We start from the raw sequence: 15,532 nt of genomic DNA on the forward strand, positions 1-15,532 counted from the left end.
TTACATATAAACCCCTAATCAATAAAGAAACCATTAATTTAAAATATGTAAACTAATGGTTTACATATTTAAATCCTTACTAAATTATCATCTATATTCAATTGATACAATATCATTAAAAGAAGAATCCAAAATCAAAATGGATTCTTCTTTTGTTAAATTTAAATTAAAAAATCAAAATAACTCAAACTCTAATACATTCACACAGAATTTTGCTTAAGTAATAACCCTTGTGCGCAATAGTGAATAATGTCTCTCCTTTTAACAATTCCTATAAAAATTCCTTCGTCATCTATAACAGGAACAAAGTTTTGCTCCATAGCCCTTAATAAAAGATCTTCGATTTCTGCATTAATAGAAACTGGTTCATTAAAACGGTGTAAAGAAACTTTACTTAAAGGAACTTGATGAGTATTGTTAAAGCTTAAAGATGATGTATTTTTGAGTTTCCAAAGCAAATCTCCTTCTGTAAGTGTACCTGCATATTCCCCTTTATCATTGACTAAGGGGATAGCTGTATATCGATGGTGTTCCAACTTTTCTAAAGCCTGACGCATCGTTGAATTTATATTTATATATGCAAGTTCACTCTTGGGTGTAAGAAAAAATGCAATATTCATTTTATTAATTGCTCCTTTAACTTTTAACTTGTATATTTTACTCATAACATTATTTAAAATATATGGTTCAAACTAAGTTCTCCTGCATAATTTTATATTTAATGAATTATCACTTATTTCATTTGAACAAACAAGTGTTTTTATGAAATTTTATCATAAAATACCATATTTTACTTTTTAATAAAACAAAAAAAGCCCTATTTTACAGAGCTTTTAATCATTAATGATAGTGCTCCCCCATCACTATCAAGCTAACAGAAAACTTTAGGATCTGTATAGCAGTGAAACCGAATCACGTAATAAGCATTAGCGGACATTATTTTCTCGTTAATACCTTAAAAACCATATCCACTTTCTCTTTACTCCTATCAAGATTAAGGACTTCTTTGCTAGTCTCTAATAATACTTGTCGCGATTTACCCATGTGTTATCCAATCATTGAAATCAGCGTAATTTTTATATACATTTTCTATAACATTATCATGCCAGACATTTTTATATTCATCTCTACCCAATTTAACATTATACTCACTGATATCACCATTTGCATTTAGCCATTCAGGGTTTTTGTGAGCATGTCCGTAGTTGAATGTTCTTGCATTTTTTAATGTTTTAAATGTAATCGGAAAAGGTTTTTCTTCTCCATCTTTGCAACCAATTACTCTATATGTCTTATTTCGTTCGCCAACAGTTTTAAAATAAGGTTCTGTAAAATGTTCTATTTTTCTAATATGAATATTCCCCTTTCTAAATGCCTTAAATACATTATATAAAATTAAAAAGGCTACTTTAGAAAAGTTTCATACTTTATTCGTTTGGTTTTATGTTATTTTATAACCGATTATTTTTCATGTTCCAAGACAAATTCTGTTCTGCATTTTAAAAATTCACATAATTTTCAATAACATATTCCATAATTGTTAATATATGCTATATAATGAACATGTCAATATCATGTTAGTTTCTAAGTAGAACTCTCCGTTCTTCATGTTTAGAATGTTTACCTGGTTTGTTTGATTACCCTGTTATCGAATATGAAAATAAAAAGAACTTGTAGAAATACTACAAGTTCTTTTTATTTTTCATGCAAAATGAAAGTAAACTTTTCAATATTAGTTTACATTCAAATCTTTGGTTTTATTAACTTCATTACAACTTACTCATTTTCCCCAAAACCACTGACAAAAGTATACATTCAAAACACGATAAAACAAGGAATAAATAACCAACTAATAAATATATTTTTTCTGAAAATTTATGCTATAATTAATCTGTACAAAGGTTGGTATCCTTTTACTTCTAATATTGTATTGATTTATATGTAGTACCCTACTACTTAAATATGGATCTACAAACAAAAAGAACTAGTATGATACTAGTTCTTTTTGTTTGTTTAGAATAAATAAAATTTAAAAAACACATAAATATCCATGTTACCATATATTATGACACTCAATTTTGTTTACACCATACAACAAAATTAAACTAATCCCTTATCTATTATAGATAAGGGATTAGTTTGTATAAATAATTTTTATTTAACAATTTTAATCCTGTCCAAAGATTAAAAACCATATTAAAAGTTTACATAACCCCACTTATCGATAGTAAACAAAAAAGCTCGCTTCTTATCTTTTTTCAAATAAGAAGTGAGCTTTTATTTCTATTATTAAATTCTAATTTATTTACCAAATAGACGACTCCAAAGTGATTTCTTCTGTTCTGAAGCTGCTATTAAACGCTTGCTATCTTGTATTTCTCTTAACACTTGCATTAATTGAATATCTCTTTGATCTTCTCTTATTATCCTTTGAGCATCAGTTTCCTGTAAGAGTTTACTTTGTTGATCCAATCTTTGAATTAACTCTAAATTAAGTTGTTCTAATCGTTCTATACGTTCTGTTAATGCTTTTATGTGTTCTGTATCTGCTACGCTATCTGTAACAACAGTTGCTATCTTATTTTCTGTAACACTTGTCATTGCTAGATTTATAGCCTGTTCTAGTGTTACGTTCTTCTTGTTCATAGCTGTTACTAGTCGTTCTATAGTTGCTACATCTTTATGATAAAAAATTCTAGAATTATTACTACCGCGCTCGAAAGGATACCCAACTTCCTCCAGGGCAAGGCAATATTTACGCAAAGTACTTGAGCCAATCCCTAAGTTCTTGGCTACCTCAGATCCCCAATAAGTTTGAGCCATATTTTGTCCTCCCTCTGCTCCAAGCTGTTCTCTAGTTGCTATATAGTCTTTTCCTTCTTTAAAAAGGTAACACCTTCTTTTTAAAATTTAAAGAAGAGTTTTCAATTGTTTTTTAAAATTAACAAAAGTTTATTTCTTTACTCTTTAAAACACAGTTATAGATTTTATAATAAAGCTTGATTAATAACTAATTGTATTCCTATTGCCATGACTATAATCTTCTTCCATAGCCAATGCATCTGCTTTAGTAACATGAACGGTACCAAATGGATGATTTGGAGGAGCATATATCGAATAAAGTTTTAACGGAATATTACCTGTATTAGTTACATTATGCCATGTTCCTGCAGGTATCATTATTGCAAAATCATCATAGGCATTTCTTTGAAAATTTAAATTATCTTTACTCTTGCCCATTTGAACAATTCCCTGACCTTGCTCAATACGTAAAAATTGATCAACATTAGGATGTATTTCCAAACCTATATCTTCGCCAACATTGATGCTCATTAAGGTAACTTGTAAATGTTTCCCTGTCCATAAAGCAGTACGATACGTATTATTTTGCTTTGCTGCTTCATTGATATTAACAACAAATGGTTCTGATCCATAATCTTTTAACGGAATACTTCCATCACCATTGGAAAAACGAAAAAAATCAAATCTGTTTGTATACTCTATCTCATTAGGAAAAGTCCAGTAAACAGACTGTCTTCCATAGTTATACATTGGTACATTAGCATAATAAGGATATTGATATCGATACATAAAAGGAATATAGTACATTTTTCTCAATCCTTCACAATTTTATAAAATTATCCTATGCACTGGTTAAGTCAATGTACTTAAATTCAAAGTAACTTTTGTAAAGAAAGATTTTTAGCCTAAAACACTTATTTCATTAAATGGATCTTTAATTTAACAATACAATTGAAGTTTAAAAACCAAAAGAAAAAAACTATATCAATAAAATTTTTTATCGAACTTTGTTTTAAAATTATCAATCTTTTTTATACAAGATTTCATACGTTTTTTTGTACTAATACAGGACATTCACAAGCCTAAAAAACCCTAATATCTCCACAATGTATAAAATCATGCATAGGATGATAAACAAAGAAAAAGCGAAATCCTAATTATATCAATGGATTTCGCTTTTTCCTTGCTACCGATAATGATGCGTTATGTTAACTTTACATGTATATAATATTCATAAATTATCATTCAGACATCATACTCTTATTCATCTTTTTTATTCGGTTCTTGAATTTGAAGGAGTTCAATAAAAACATTTAGCATGTCCTGGATTTGAATTCGATTGTCTACAAAATGTTGCAAATTAAATCCATTAAAAATAGCCATGCTTGTTGTTGCTAAAGTTCTAGCATCTAATGGACTTCCGACAATACCTTCGTCCTTCATTTTTTGAAAAAAATGTGTAAGAAATGACCTCCATTCCTCCATCTGAAGAATAAGCATCTCTTTTATTTGTGGTAATTCATTCGAAACCATACATCCTTGGAGAAGCATAGGAGAAGACCCCTTTTCATAAGACTCATTTACTAAACGCATGGAGTATTCTTTAAATGTATTTAGCAAATCTTGATCTTTTCCATTAAGAGCTTCCTTTAAATCTTCAAAATAAAAATCTATACCTTCTTTTATCAACTTTAGCAAGAACTCCTCTTTGTTGGGAAAATGAACATAAAAAGCCCCTTTAGAGTATCCAGCATGTTTTACAATTTGATCAATGCTTGTCCTAGAATAGCCTTGTTTAGAAAATAATTCAATCCCCGATTGCATTATTTTGTTAATCGTATTTTCTGATTGTTTTTGATGATAATTCACCATAGTACCCCCTTTTTGAAAAGGAAACTGAATGTTTAATTAATTTTAGTATATTCCTCAGCATACAATAAATTAATTAATACTGACTAGTTAGTATTAATAACATCTATATTAAAAAGGGGGAATTTATTTTGTTACGTCGCTTATCTATTTGTACTTTACTAACAGCTTTTATGTTTAGTTTGTTTACATTTAGTGGATCTGCTTTCGCGGCTACGAATACCACTGAAAATGAAACTGTAGTAACAGCTTGCACAAAAGGAGGTACGGTAGGTATATATGGTTCAAAAATGCGCAGTTTTCCCAGCGTCGGATCGTCTGTTTTATACACATTTCCTAGTGGTAAGAGAATTACTGGAACATGGGTAAAAGGTGAGTATGTTCAAGGTCATTACAGTAATTCTAATCAGTGGTTAAAAGTTACCTATAACGGGAAGACAGGTTATGTATCTCACACAACATTATATAACATTTGCCAATAAGGGTAGCATCAGGATTTTGCGGATTTACCCTATTAATACTTAACTAATTTTGCTTCAAATAAGGCTGGATAGCATCCCGAAAATGCTATAAACAACTTAACGTTGTAAATCCACATTTTCGGGACGCTATCCCTTTAAGAGGTAATCATTTAATTTTGTAGAAAATAAATATAGAAAATCAAAGTAAGTAAGAGATTACTTTGATTGGGTAAGATCCATTCTTATCCGAAACATGTAGTTTCCGTTTTTGCCTATGTAACTAACAATAATGATGAAGTTTTACTAGTCAAAACACATTGGCGTTCGGATACTTAGGAACTTTCAGGGAGACAAGTTGAAGAAGGCGAATCCTTAAGTAAAACTGTAAGTAGAGAATTCCTTAAAGAGACAGGTATTATGCTTCTGATAACGATAATTATGTAAACACAAAAGTCCTCCAGTTAAACAATCCGGAGGACTTTTAATAGTTTTCTAAGTTATCTTCCAAATACACTCAATCCTAAATAAATCAAACTATAACTAATTAAAGCACTTGCAAGCATCAAACCTATTTTTAATAATTTGTCTTTTATATTAGGCTTTACTTCACTTACAGGTTTTCCCTCTATAAAATCAACTATTTGACGATAAGTTTTTAAATTATGCTCTTTTTTTATGTTTTCAACTTGCTGTGATGAAAACATAAGCAAAATCGTAAGTACCAAAGGTATTATAAGACCATAATAACCAAAAAAGTAAAATACAGGTGCAATAGAAATAGGAAGTATAATCATTAATGCTAACATGATGTAACTCCACTTAAAGAAAGTTGATTTTTGAATTTCTTCTTTCATGATCTTTACATCTCCTTTAACTAAATCATCCAGGGAGACATTAAAGAGAATACTCATCATTAGTAAATTATGAATATCTGGATAGTTCCTTTCATTTTCCCAGTTAGAAATAGATTGTCTGGAAACATGAATTTTTTCTGCTAACTTCTCTTGGGACATATTATCCCGTTTACGAAAATATTGTATTTGTCTACCAATGTTCATCTATACATCTCCCTTAAGTTTGAGGTTAAGTTAAAGGCTAATTAAAGACTACCAAATTTCTTTATAATAACGTGATTCTAAAGTGTAAAAATGTTTTATCATGCTATTCTCCCCTGTTTTTGGGTGTGAGTGCTGGCTCGTCGTGTGGGGGAGAAACCCCACATAGCGTTGATTCCATATAGAAAAAGAAGAATACTTTGAACGGAAGAACAGGCGGTTCGGCTGGTACAATTGCTGATCCAAGTCGAGCAACTTAACCCCGTTTTTGGTCTGTTCGGCTTGGCGAAAGCTAAAAACCAGCCGAAAAAAGTTCCGCAAGGACAGAAAAAAAAGAAAAGGCGATAGCCTTTAGGTGAGGATTAACGAACCGACTTTTCTTTTTCTGAAGGTGGAGATTTTTGAGCGTTATTTGCTCAAAAATACTACCTGTTCCTTGCGGAACTTTTAGCCCTTTAATAATAGTGATAATAGAGAGCATTATTAAAAAGTGCTATAAATCCAGTTGTACCAAGGGTTTATAGCACTTTTTAGGGTGTGACGAAAACGTCACACTTTTAACCCTTTTTGTGACGTTTTCGTCACACCTAAAAAATTACAAATAAGTTATAAAGTACATAAAAAATAGACTGTATCAATTTGATACAGTCTAGAAAAATCTAGCTGGCAATTTCACCTTTTTACCATTTTGATCTTTAAGACTTTTCAAAGAATATTGAAACAATCTCATTGTCAATTTATCAAGTTTTACTTCATTTTTTCGAGGTGCACAAATCATTATGTAAGGATTTACTATCCATGTTCTAGGACTTACAGTACGACCATTTTCAATGATTTGTCCAGCACCTTCTGGATTAAGTAAAATCTCTTTTTTCTTTAATGAATTCATAACCAAAGAAGTTTTTTCTCTTGATTTCCCTATCATTTCAGCAATCTCAGAAACAGTTGCGGCTTTTGGTAATTCAAAATCATCCTCAACGTTAGTTCGTTTCCTTTTAAATTTATCATCTCTACAAATAATAACATTACTTCTAAATTCCAAATAAGCTTGAATTCTAAATAAAAAACTTTCTTCTGCTTGAGTTAAATACCCAATACTATTCAATAAATCTAAATTTCTATGCATTACTTGGTTAAATGGTTCACCAGCAAATGGATCTTTATTAGTTCCAACGTAATGATCTTCTCCAGTTAATTCTTTTAACTGTTGTAAAAGAGACTTTTTAAGTTCTTCAGCTTGGTCCCTTTGTTTTGCATCTTTTTCAAAATCTCTTTTTCTAGCATTACCATTAGCTTGTTTTAAAGCTTGTCCTAAAGTTTGTTCATTCTCTTCTTTCATTCTTGTCAATTCCTCCTCTAATTGAGGGAATCAACAAAAATACCTATTTTTTGCTATTTGATTATGAATCAAATTATGATAATCTATAACCAGACATTTAAATTTTAGGTATTTTCATTGAATACCCTTTGAAACGAGCTATGTTCCAGCATGGCTCGTTTTTATTTTATCACACATATAGCCCCAAGAAATTGTCAAACAAATTTTCTTTCTCTATTCTTTTATAATTCCATATCACGTCCTCGATGTTTATGCACCATTTCTCTCTTATGTTCACGCTCAAAATAATTATCTACACCTTTATTATCCAATTCACTTTTGATAAATCCTCTAAACGTTTGAAATTTGTCTTTAAAAGCTTTTTTCGTCTGTTCATATAAAACCTTTATATTAGTCTGTAAACCTCTTATATGGGCTTTTAATGAACTGATTTCCCTATTTAATGCACCAACTTCTTTTTGCAAATGACTTTTTTCTTGTTTCAACGTTCGATTCTCTTCCATCCATCCCTCTGCATGCACTTTTAAACTCTCATTCTCTTTCACAAAATCTGTCTTTTTCAAACGCTCATAATCCTTTTTGATAGTAACTGCTGCATTCACTTGTTTTGTTAATTCTTGATATTGTTCTGGTGATAAAACATAATTCCTTGTCTGTTTTTTCATGATTTCAGCTTTTCCAAACATCTTATCCTGTACTTCTGTTATTACTTCTTTACGCAAAAATGGAATTTTAATAGGTTCATTTGGCACTTGATCCGTAACGCTATCTAATTCTTTTTGCATTTGTTTTACTCTTTTTTCTAACTCTACATGACACTCGCCAATTAGCTGCAGCTTTTCACTTTCACTCTCTACTTGTTGTTTTACTATCTCTAATTCTTTGTACTTATCAACGACATCACTTTCCAAACTCTTTTTCGCTACTTCTAATTCATTTGTTTTCTCTTCAACATTTTTCAAATGATGGTCAACCGTTTGTAATTCCGTTTCTTTTTCTTGTACTTGATTCTCAACAAGTGATTTTGTTTCTGCATATTCCTTGTATTGACGGACTTTCATGTATTTATGTGAACCTACATTGGCACGTTCAAAATTCGGAATGTGTTCTTTCGTTAATTGCTCAATATAAGCCGTTTCCGCTTCTCTCCAATGCGCAATTAACTTTCTTCCCTTTCCTTCGACACCTTGTTGTTGCAAGGCTCTATCCATTCCGACACGCCTCGTTAATCCTCGACTACTTTCGAAATTCGGTACATAGTTAATATGTAAATGCGGATTGGCTTCATCATCATGTAAAACCATGTTATAAACTACTAGATTTGGATTTCGCTCTTGAAACGCCTCAGCATAGCGCTTCAGTGCTTCCTTTTTGGCCTCCCTATACTTCGGGTCGTCTTTGCCTTCCCCAATCGCTACAACGAGTTCTCGTTGCTCATGCGTCTTATCGTTTTTATGTATTTTGTCATAGTAGTCATCAATCTTACGGTCATTCCGTTTTTGTTTCTCGTTATACTTGTCCACTGCTTCTTGAAAGACATCCTTGTATACACTTCGGATGTCCTTTTGAACAAAGTAAATATTCTCGTCTAACCTTGATGAATCGATGCCAGGATTTCCATGAATATTTTCTCTGTTATTATGGCTTAATGAACTTTGGTGAGATTGATTAAATGAAATAGAGAACAACATAAAATGCCACCACTTCCCCTGGATTAATTGATACAATAAGTCTAGCAAGGCGACGAAATTGTGTCAATTAACGTAACCCTATACTTATTTTGACGCTTTCGCATCAAAATCGATAGGGGTCTGCGACGCTTTTCGGCTATGCCGAGCCACGTATTACGCGGCAAAAAACAAGATCTTGGGCTTTGCCCAAACCCACTGGGGAACTCTTCCCCAGACCCCCTTAATCGAACTCCCCAACCCCTCAATCCTTGAGGGGCTCCCTCGCCGGTTGGCAGGAACAAACGGTGGTTTGTTCAGTGCCAAGAGGGTTTGGGTGTAGTCCAGTTGGTCAAGTCAAATACTCCCTTCGCTTCGCTAGGTCCGTTTTGATTGACCAACACACATATCTCAGATAAAAAATAAAAGAAGACCACCCTAAGGTAGTCTTTTTATGTAGGGTGGGAAGACATCGGTCTTCCCTTCGGGTTGCCCCGATGGAAATGGCGTTTTGTTTCCAAAACTGTTTTTCCTAATTACATATTATGCAAGAGTTTCAATTTGGTTCTTAAATTATTCAATACAAAACCAAAAGTTATATATTAAACTTTTGGTTTTGTATTTCTGATGGATTGATCCCTTTAAAAAAGAATTACGATTGGCCAAAAACAGACTGTATAGATTTTTTTCTTTTTGTATTAATTACCCACCCAGGTCTTTTCCCCTTGTTTTTAATTGTGAATGCAATAGCTGGAGTGAAACCAGGGGATAACCTCTTCTAATTTGAAAGTAAACTTTTAGATATTTGTTTACATAAAATAAAAAGAAGATCAAACTAGAAAAACAATCTAGTTCGGTCTTCTTTTTATTTTAAATTCATTAATGATTGCTTTTTTTACATCACTATAAAATACCATCATCAGCATTCCCAATATAGTTATAAATAAAGAAATTCCTTCAATTCCAATAAATATCCCTATAAATATAAAAACAATACCTATAAAAAAGCCAAAATCATTTTCATCCTCATCGTCCTCACACTCATCCTTATCCTTTTTATCTAACTCCTCCCTAGCATCCTCTGATCCCTTTATTAACTCATCAATTGTTACTTCATATAATTCACTAAGCAAAATCAAATTATCAATATCAGGATAACTTTTGTTGCTCTCCCATTTATAAACAGCTTGTCTAGTCACTCCAACCTTTCGAGCCACATCTTCTTGTGAAAAGCTTTTTGATTCACGAAACTTTTTCAATTGCGAACCTAAATTCATATTATTCACCTCTAAGAAATCATTACATATAAACCCCTAATCAATAAAGAAACCATTAATTTAAAATATGTAAACTAATGGTTTACATATTTAAATCCTTACTAAATTATCATCTATATTCAATTGATACAATGTTATCAAAAAAATAAAAAAGAATCCCATAAACATAGGACTCTTTTTTACTTTCAATATCATTAAAAGAAGAATCCAAAATCAAAATGGATTCTTCTTTTGTTAAATTTAAATTAAAAAATCAAAATAACTCAAACTCTAATACATTCACACAGAATTTTGCTTAAGTAATAACCCTTGTGCGCAATAGTGAATAATGTCTCTCCTTTTAACAATTCCTATAAAAATTCCTTCGTCATCTATAACAGGAACAAAGTTTTGCTCCATAGCCCTTAATAAAAGATCTTCGATTTCTGCATTAATAGAAACTGGTTCATTAAAACGGTGTAAAGAAACTTTACTTAAAGGAACTTGATGAGTATTGTTAAAGCTTAAAGATGATGTATTTTTGAGTTTCCAAAGCAAATCTCCTTCTGTAAGTGTACCTGCATATTCCCCTTTATCATTGACTAAGGGGATAGCTGTATATCGATGGTGTTCCAACTTTTCTAAAGCCTGACGCATCGTTGAATTTATATTTATATATGCAAGTTCACTCTTGGGTGTAAGAAAAAATGCAATATTCATTTTATTAATTGCTCCTTTAACTTTTAACTTGTATATTTTACTCATAACATTATTTAAAATATATGGTTCAAACTAAGTTCTCCTGCATAATTTTATATTTAATGAATTATCACTTATTTCATTTGAACAAACAAGTGTTTTTATGAAATTTTATCATAAAATACCATATTTTACTTTTTAATAAAACAAAAAAAGCCCTATTTTACAGAGCTTTTAATCATTAATGATAGTGCTCCCCCATCACTATCAAGCTAACAGAAAACTTTAGGATCTGTATAGCAGTGAAACCGAATCACGTAATAAGCATTAGCGGACATTATTTTCTCGTTAATACCTTAAAAACCATATCCACTTTCTCTTTACTCCTATCAAGATTAAGGACTTCTTTGCTAGTCTCTAATAATACTTGTCGCGATTTACCCATGTGTTATCCAATCATTGAAATCAGCGTAATTTTTATATACATTTTCTATAACATTATCATGCCAGACATTTTTATATTCATCTCTACCCAATTTAACATTATACTCACTGATATCACCATTTGCATTTAGCCATTCAGGGTTTTTGTGAGCATGTCCGTAGTTGAATGTTCTTGCATTTTTTAATGTTTTAAATGTAATCGGAAAAGGTTTTTCTTCTCCATCTTTGCAACCAATTACTCTATATGTCTTATTTCGTTCGCCAACAGTTTTAAAATAAGGTTCTGTAAAATGTTCTATTTTTCTAATATGAATATTCCCCTTTCTAAATGCCTTAAATACATTATATAAAATTAAAAAGGCTACTTTAGAAAAGTTTCATACTTTATTCGTTTGGTTTTATGTTATTTTATAACCGATTATTTTTCATGTTCCAAGACAAATTCTGTTCTGCATTTTAAAAATTCACATAATTTTCAATAACATATTCCATAATTGTTAATATATGCTATATAATGAACATGTCAATATCATGTTAGTTTCTAAGTAGAACTCTCCGTTCTTCATGTTTAGAATGTTTACCTGGTTTGTTTGATTACCCTGTTATCGAATATGAAAATAAAAAGAACTTGTAGAAATACTACAAGTTCTTTTTATTTTTCATGCAAAATGAAAGTAAACTTTTCAATATTAGTTTACATTCAAATCTTTGGTTTTATTAACTTCATTACAACTTACTCATTTTCCCCAAAACCACTGACAAAAGTATACATTCAAAACACGATAAAACAAGGAATAAATAACCAACTAATAAATATATTTTTTCTGAAAATTTATGCTATAATTAATCTGTACAAAGGTTGGTATCCTTTTACTTCTAATATTGTATTGATTTATATGTAGTACCCTACTACTTAAATATGGATCTACAAACAAAAAGAACTAGTATGATACTAGTTCTTTTTGTTTGTTTAGAATAAATAAAATTTAAAAAACACATAAATATCCATGTTACCATATATTATGACACTCAATTTTGTTTACACCATACAACAAAATTAAACTAATCCCTTATCTATTATAGATAAGGGATTAGTTTGTATAAATAATTTTTATTTAACAATTTTAATCCTGTCCAAAGATTAAAAACCATATTAAAAGTTTACATAACCCCACTTATCGATAGTAAACAAAAAAGCTCGCTTCTTATCTTTTTTCAAATAAGAAGTGAGCTTTTATTTCTATTATTAAATTCTAATTTATTTACCAAATAGACGACTCCAAAGTGATTTCTTCTGTTCTGAAGCTGCTATTAAACGCTTGCTATCTTGTATTTCTCTTAACACTTGCATTAATTGAATATCTCTTTGATCTTCTCTTATTATCCTTTGAGCATCAGTTTCCTGTAAGAGTTTACTTTGTTGATCCAATCTTTGAATTAACTCTAAATTAAGTTGTTCTAATCGTTCTATACGTTCTGTTAATGCTTTTATGTGTTCTGTATCTGCTACGCTATCTGTAACAACAGTTGCTATCTTATTTTCTGTAACACTTGTCATTGCTAGATTTATAGCCTGTTCTAGTGTTACGTTCTTCTTGTTCATAGCTGTTACTAGTCGTTCTATAGTTGCTACATCTTTATGATAAAAAATTCTAGAATTATTACTACCGCGCTCGAAAGGATACCCAACTTCCTCCAGGGCAAGGCAATATTTACGCAAAGTACTTGAGCCAATCCCTAAGTTCTTGGCTACCTCAGATCCCCAATAAGTTTGAGCCATATTTTGTCCTCCCTCTGCTCCAAGCTGTTCTCTAGTTGCTATATAGTCTTTTCCTTCTTTAAAAAGGTAACACCTTCTTTTTAAAATTTAAAGAAGAGTTTTCAATTGTTTTTTAAAATTAACAAAAGTTTATTTCTTTACTCTTTAAAACACAGTTATAGATTTTATAATAAAGCTTGATTAATAACTAATTGTATTCCTATTGCCATGACTATAATCTTCTTCCATAGCCAATGCATCTGCTTTAGTAACATGAACGGTACCAAATGGATGATTTGGAGGAGCATATATCGAATAAAGTTTTAACGGAATATTACCTGTATTAGTTACATTATGCCATGTTCCTGCAGGTATCATTATTGCAAAATCATCATAGGCATTTCTTTGAAAATTTAAATTATCTTTACTCTTGCCCATTTGAACAATTCCCTGACCTTGCTCAATACGTAAAAATTGATCAACATTAGGATGTATTTCCAAACCTATATCTTCGCCAACATTGATGCTCATTAAGGTAACTTGTAAATGTTTCCCTGTCCATAAAGCAGTACGATACGTATTATTTTGCTTTGCTGCTTCATTGATATTAACAACAAATGGTTCTGATCCATAATCTTTTAACGGAATACTTCCATCACCATTGGAAAAACGAAAAAAATCAAATCTGTTTGTATACTCTATCTCATTAGGAAAAGTCCAGTAAACAGACTGTCTTCCATAGTTATACATTGGTACATTAGCATAATAAGGATATTGATATCGATACATAAAAGGAATATAGTACATTTTTCTCAATCCTTCACAATTTTATAAAATTATCCTATGCACTGGTTAAGTCAATGTACTTAAATTCAAAGTAACTTTTGTAAAGAAAGATTTTTAGCCTAAAACACTTATTTCATTAAATGGATCTTTAATTTAACAATACAATTGAAGTTTAAAAACCAAAAGAAAAAAACTATATCAATAAAATTTTTTATCGAACTTTGTTTTAAAATTATCAATCTTTTTTATACAAGATTTCATACGTTTTTTTGTACTAATACAGGACATTCACAAGCCTAAAAAACCCTAATATCTCCACAATGTATAAAATCATGCATAGGATGATAAACAAAGAAAAAGCGAAATCCTAATTATATCAATGGATTTCGCTTTTTCCTTGCTACCGATAATGATGCGTTATGTTAACTTTACATGTATATAATATTCATAAATTATCATTCAGACATCATACTCTTATTCATCTTTTTTATTCGGTTCTTGAATTTGAAGGAGTTCAATAAAAACATTTAGCATGTCCTGGATTTGAATTCGATTGTCTACAAAATGTTGCAAATTAAATCCATTAAAAATAGCCATGCTTGTTGTTGCTAAAGTTCTAGCATCTAATGGACTTCCGACAATACCTTCGTCCTTCATTTTTTGAAAAAAATGTGTAAGAAATGACCTCCATTCCTCCATCTGAAGAATAAGCATCTCTTTTATTTGTGGTAATTCATTCGAAACCATACATCCTTGGAGAAGCATAGGAGAAGACCCCTTTTCATAAGACTCATTTACTAAACGCATGGAGTATTCTTTAAATGTATTTAGCAAATCTTGATCTTTTCCATTAAGAGCTTCCTTTAAATCTTCAAAATAAAAATCTATACCTTCTTTTATCAACTTTAGCAAGAACTCCTCTTTGTTGGGAAAATGAACATAAAAAGCCCCTTTAGAGTATCCAGCATGTTTTACAATTTGATCAATGCTTGTCCTAGAATAGCCTTGTTTAGAAAATAATTCAATCCCCGATTGCATTATTTTGTTAATCGTATTTTCTGATTGTTTTTGATGATAATTCACCATAGTACCCCCTTTTTGAAAAGGAAACTGAATGTTTAATTAATTTTAGTATATTCCTCAGCATACAATAAATTAATTAATACTGACTAGTTAGTATTAATAACATCTATATTAAAAAGGGGGAATTTATTTTGTTACGTCGCTTATCTATTTGTACTTTACTAACAGCTTTTATGTTTAGTTTGTTTACATTTAGTGGATCTGCTTTCGCGGCTACGAATACCACTGAAAATGAAACTGTAGTAACAGCTTGCACAAAAGGAGGTACGGTAGGTATATATGGTTCAAAAATGCGCAGTTTTCCCAGCGTCG

Annotated in this window: 13 protein-coding genes and 1 pseudogene; 2 read left to right on the top strand and 12 right to left on the bottom strand. The window is 30.8% G+C overall.

Annotation, left to right across the window (positions count from 1 at the left end):
- Positions 1 to 200: 200 nt before the first annotated feature.
- From MR071_RS24150 to MR071_RS24165, 4 genes are all read right to left on the bottom strand, one after another.
- On the bottom strand, positions 201 to 620 hold the full coding sequence (locus tag MR071_RS24150) for a CBS domain-containing protein (RefSeq protein ID WP_242238167.1): 420 nt from the start codon (positions 618 to 620) through the stop codon (positions 201 to 203).
- 1,681 nt (positions 621 to 2,301) lie between these two features.
- Positions 2,302 to 2,823: a DUF3967 domain-containing protein gene (locus tag MR071_RS24155; protein ID WP_088044850.1), complete on the bottom strand. Its 522-nt coding sequence runs from the start codon at positions 2,821 to 2,823 to the stop codon at positions 2,302 to 2,304.
- Between the two features lie 180 nt (positions 2,824 to 3,003).
- Positions 3,004 to 3,609: a cupin domain-containing protein gene (locus tag MR071_RS24160; RefSeq protein ID WP_105588302.1), complete on the bottom strand. Its 606-nt coding sequence runs from the start codon at positions 3,607 to 3,609 to the stop codon at positions 3,004 to 3,006.
- Between the two features lie 453 nt (positions 3,610 to 4,062).
- Complete coding sequence (locus MR071_RS24165) at positions 4,063 to 4,674, bottom strand: TetR/AcrR family transcriptional regulator (protein WP_105588301.1); 612 nt, start codon at positions 4,672 to 4,674, stop codon at positions 4,063 to 4,065.
- Positions 4,675 to 4,802: 128 nt separating this feature from the next.
- Between MR071_RS24165 and MR071_RS24170 the strand changes: the two genes are divergently transcribed.
- Positions 4,803 to 5,153, top strand: coding sequence for an SH3 domain-containing protein (locus MR071_RS24170; RefSeq protein WP_016103962.1), 351 nt, complete (start codon positions 4,803 to 4,805; stop codon positions 5,151 to 5,153).
- A 476-nt stretch (positions 5,154 to 5,629) separates the two neighbouring features.
- Here the strand turns inward: MR071_RS24170 and MR071_RS24175 are convergent, their stop codons facing one another.
- From MR071_RS24175 to MR071_RS24210, 8 genes are all read right to left on the bottom strand, one after another.
- Positions 5,630 to 6,190 carry a helix-turn-helix domain-containing protein gene (locus MR071_RS24175; RefSeq protein ID WP_242238168.1) on the bottom strand — a complete coding sequence of 187 codons (561 nt, stop codon included), beginning with the start codon at positions 6,188 to 6,190 and terminating at the stop codon, positions 5,630 to 5,632.
- A gap of 646 nt (positions 6,191 to 6,836) precedes the next feature.
- On the bottom strand, positions 6,837 to 7,526 hold the full coding sequence (locus MR071_RS24180) for a Rep protein (protein WP_242238169.1): 690 nt from the start codon (positions 7,524 to 7,526) through the stop codon (positions 6,837 to 6,839).
- Positions 7,527 to 7,747: 221 nt separating this feature from the next.
- A complete protein-coding gene (locus tag MR071_RS24185) occupies positions 7,748 to 9,217 on the bottom strand; it encodes a plasmid recombination protein (protein WP_242238170.1) in 1,470 nt (489 codons plus the stop codon).
- A gap of 824 nt (positions 9,218 to 10,041) precedes the next feature.
- Positions 10,042 to 10,470, bottom strand: coding sequence for a helix-turn-helix domain-containing protein (locus MR071_RS24190; RefSeq protein WP_242238171.1), 429 nt, complete (start codon positions 10,468 to 10,470; stop codon positions 10,042 to 10,044).
- A 279-nt stretch (positions 10,471 to 10,749) separates the two neighbouring features.
- On the bottom strand, positions 10,750 to 11,169 hold the full coding sequence (locus MR071_RS24195) for a CBS domain-containing protein (RefSeq protein WP_242238167.1): 420 nt from the start codon (positions 11,167 to 11,169) through the stop codon (positions 10,750 to 10,752).
- 1,681 nt (positions 11,170 to 12,850) lie between these two features.
- On the bottom strand, positions 12,851 to 13,372 hold the full coding sequence (locus MR071_RS24200; protein ID WP_088044850.1) for a DUF3967 domain-containing protein: 522 nt from the start codon (positions 13,370 to 13,372) through the stop codon (positions 12,851 to 12,853).
- A 180-nt stretch (positions 13,373 to 13,552) separates the two neighbouring features.
- A complete protein-coding gene (locus MR071_RS24205; RefSeq protein ID WP_105588302.1) occupies positions 13,553 to 14,158 on the bottom strand; it encodes a cupin domain-containing protein in 606 nt (201 codons plus the stop codon).
- Between the two features lie 453 nt (positions 14,159 to 14,611).
- Positions 14,612 to 15,223, bottom strand: coding sequence for a TetR/AcrR family transcriptional regulator (locus MR071_RS24210; RefSeq protein WP_105588301.1), 612 nt, complete (start codon positions 15,221 to 15,223; stop codon positions 14,612 to 14,614).
- Positions 15,224 to 15,351: 128 nt separating this feature from the next.
- On the opposite strand from MR071_RS24210, the pseudogene MR071_RS24215 reads away from it, so the two are divergent.
- Positions 15,352 to 15,532 (top strand): annotated as a pseudogene (locus MR071_RS24215) (SH3 domain-containing protein); the annotation flags it as partial.

Origin of the sequence: Bacillus cereus group sp. BfR-BA-01316 (assembly GCF_022664195.1) — a bacterium.
Lineage (GTDB): Bacteria > Bacillota > Bacilli > Bacillales > Bacillaceae_G > Bacillus_A.

Bases quoted from the DNA above. Each gene is read 5' to 3' on its own strand.
- MR071_RS24190 (WP_242238171.1), bottom strand. From the start codon at position 10,470: ATGAATTTAGGTTCGCAATTGAAAAAGTTTCGTGAATCAAAAAGCTTT.
- MR071_RS24205 (WP_105588302.1), bottom strand. From the start codon at position 14,158: ATGTACTATATTCCTTTTATGTATCGATATCAATATCCTTATTATGCT.
- MR071_RS24195 (WP_242238167.1), bottom strand. From the start codon at position 11,169: ATGAATATTGCATTTTTTCTTACACCCAAGAGTGAACTTGCATATATA.
- MR071_RS24185 (WP_242238170.1), bottom strand. From the start codon at position 9,217: ATGTTGTTCTCTATTTCATTTAATCAATCTCACCAAAGTTCATTAAGC.
- MR071_RS24165 (WP_105588301.1), bottom strand. From the start codon at position 4,674: ATGGTGAATTATCATCAAAAACAATCAGAAAATACGATTAACAAAATA.
- MR071_RS24150 (WP_242238167.1), bottom strand. From the start codon at position 620: ATGAATATTGCATTTTTTCTTACACCCAAGAGTGAACTTGCATATATA.
- MR071_RS24160 (WP_105588302.1), bottom strand. From the start codon at position 3,609: ATGTACTATATTCCTTTTATGTATCGATATCAATATCCTTATTATGCT.
- MR071_RS24175 (WP_242238168.1), bottom strand. From the start codon at position 6,190: ATGAACATTGGTAGACAAATACAATATTTTCGTAAACGGGATAATATG.
- MR071_RS24210 (WP_105588301.1), bottom strand. From the start codon at position 15,223: ATGGTGAATTATCATCAAAAACAATCAGAAAATACGATTAACAAAATA.
- MR071_RS24200 (WP_088044850.1), bottom strand. From the start codon at position 13,372: ATGGCTCAAACTTATTGGGGATCTGAGGTAGCCAAGAACTTAGGGATT.
- MR071_RS24180 (WP_242238169.1), bottom strand. From the start codon at position 7,526: ATGAAAGAAGAGAATGAACAAACTTTAGGACAAGCTTTAAAACAAGCT.
- MR071_RS24155 (WP_088044850.1), bottom strand. From the start codon at position 2,823: ATGGCTCAAACTTATTGGGGATCTGAGGTAGCCAAGAACTTAGGGATT.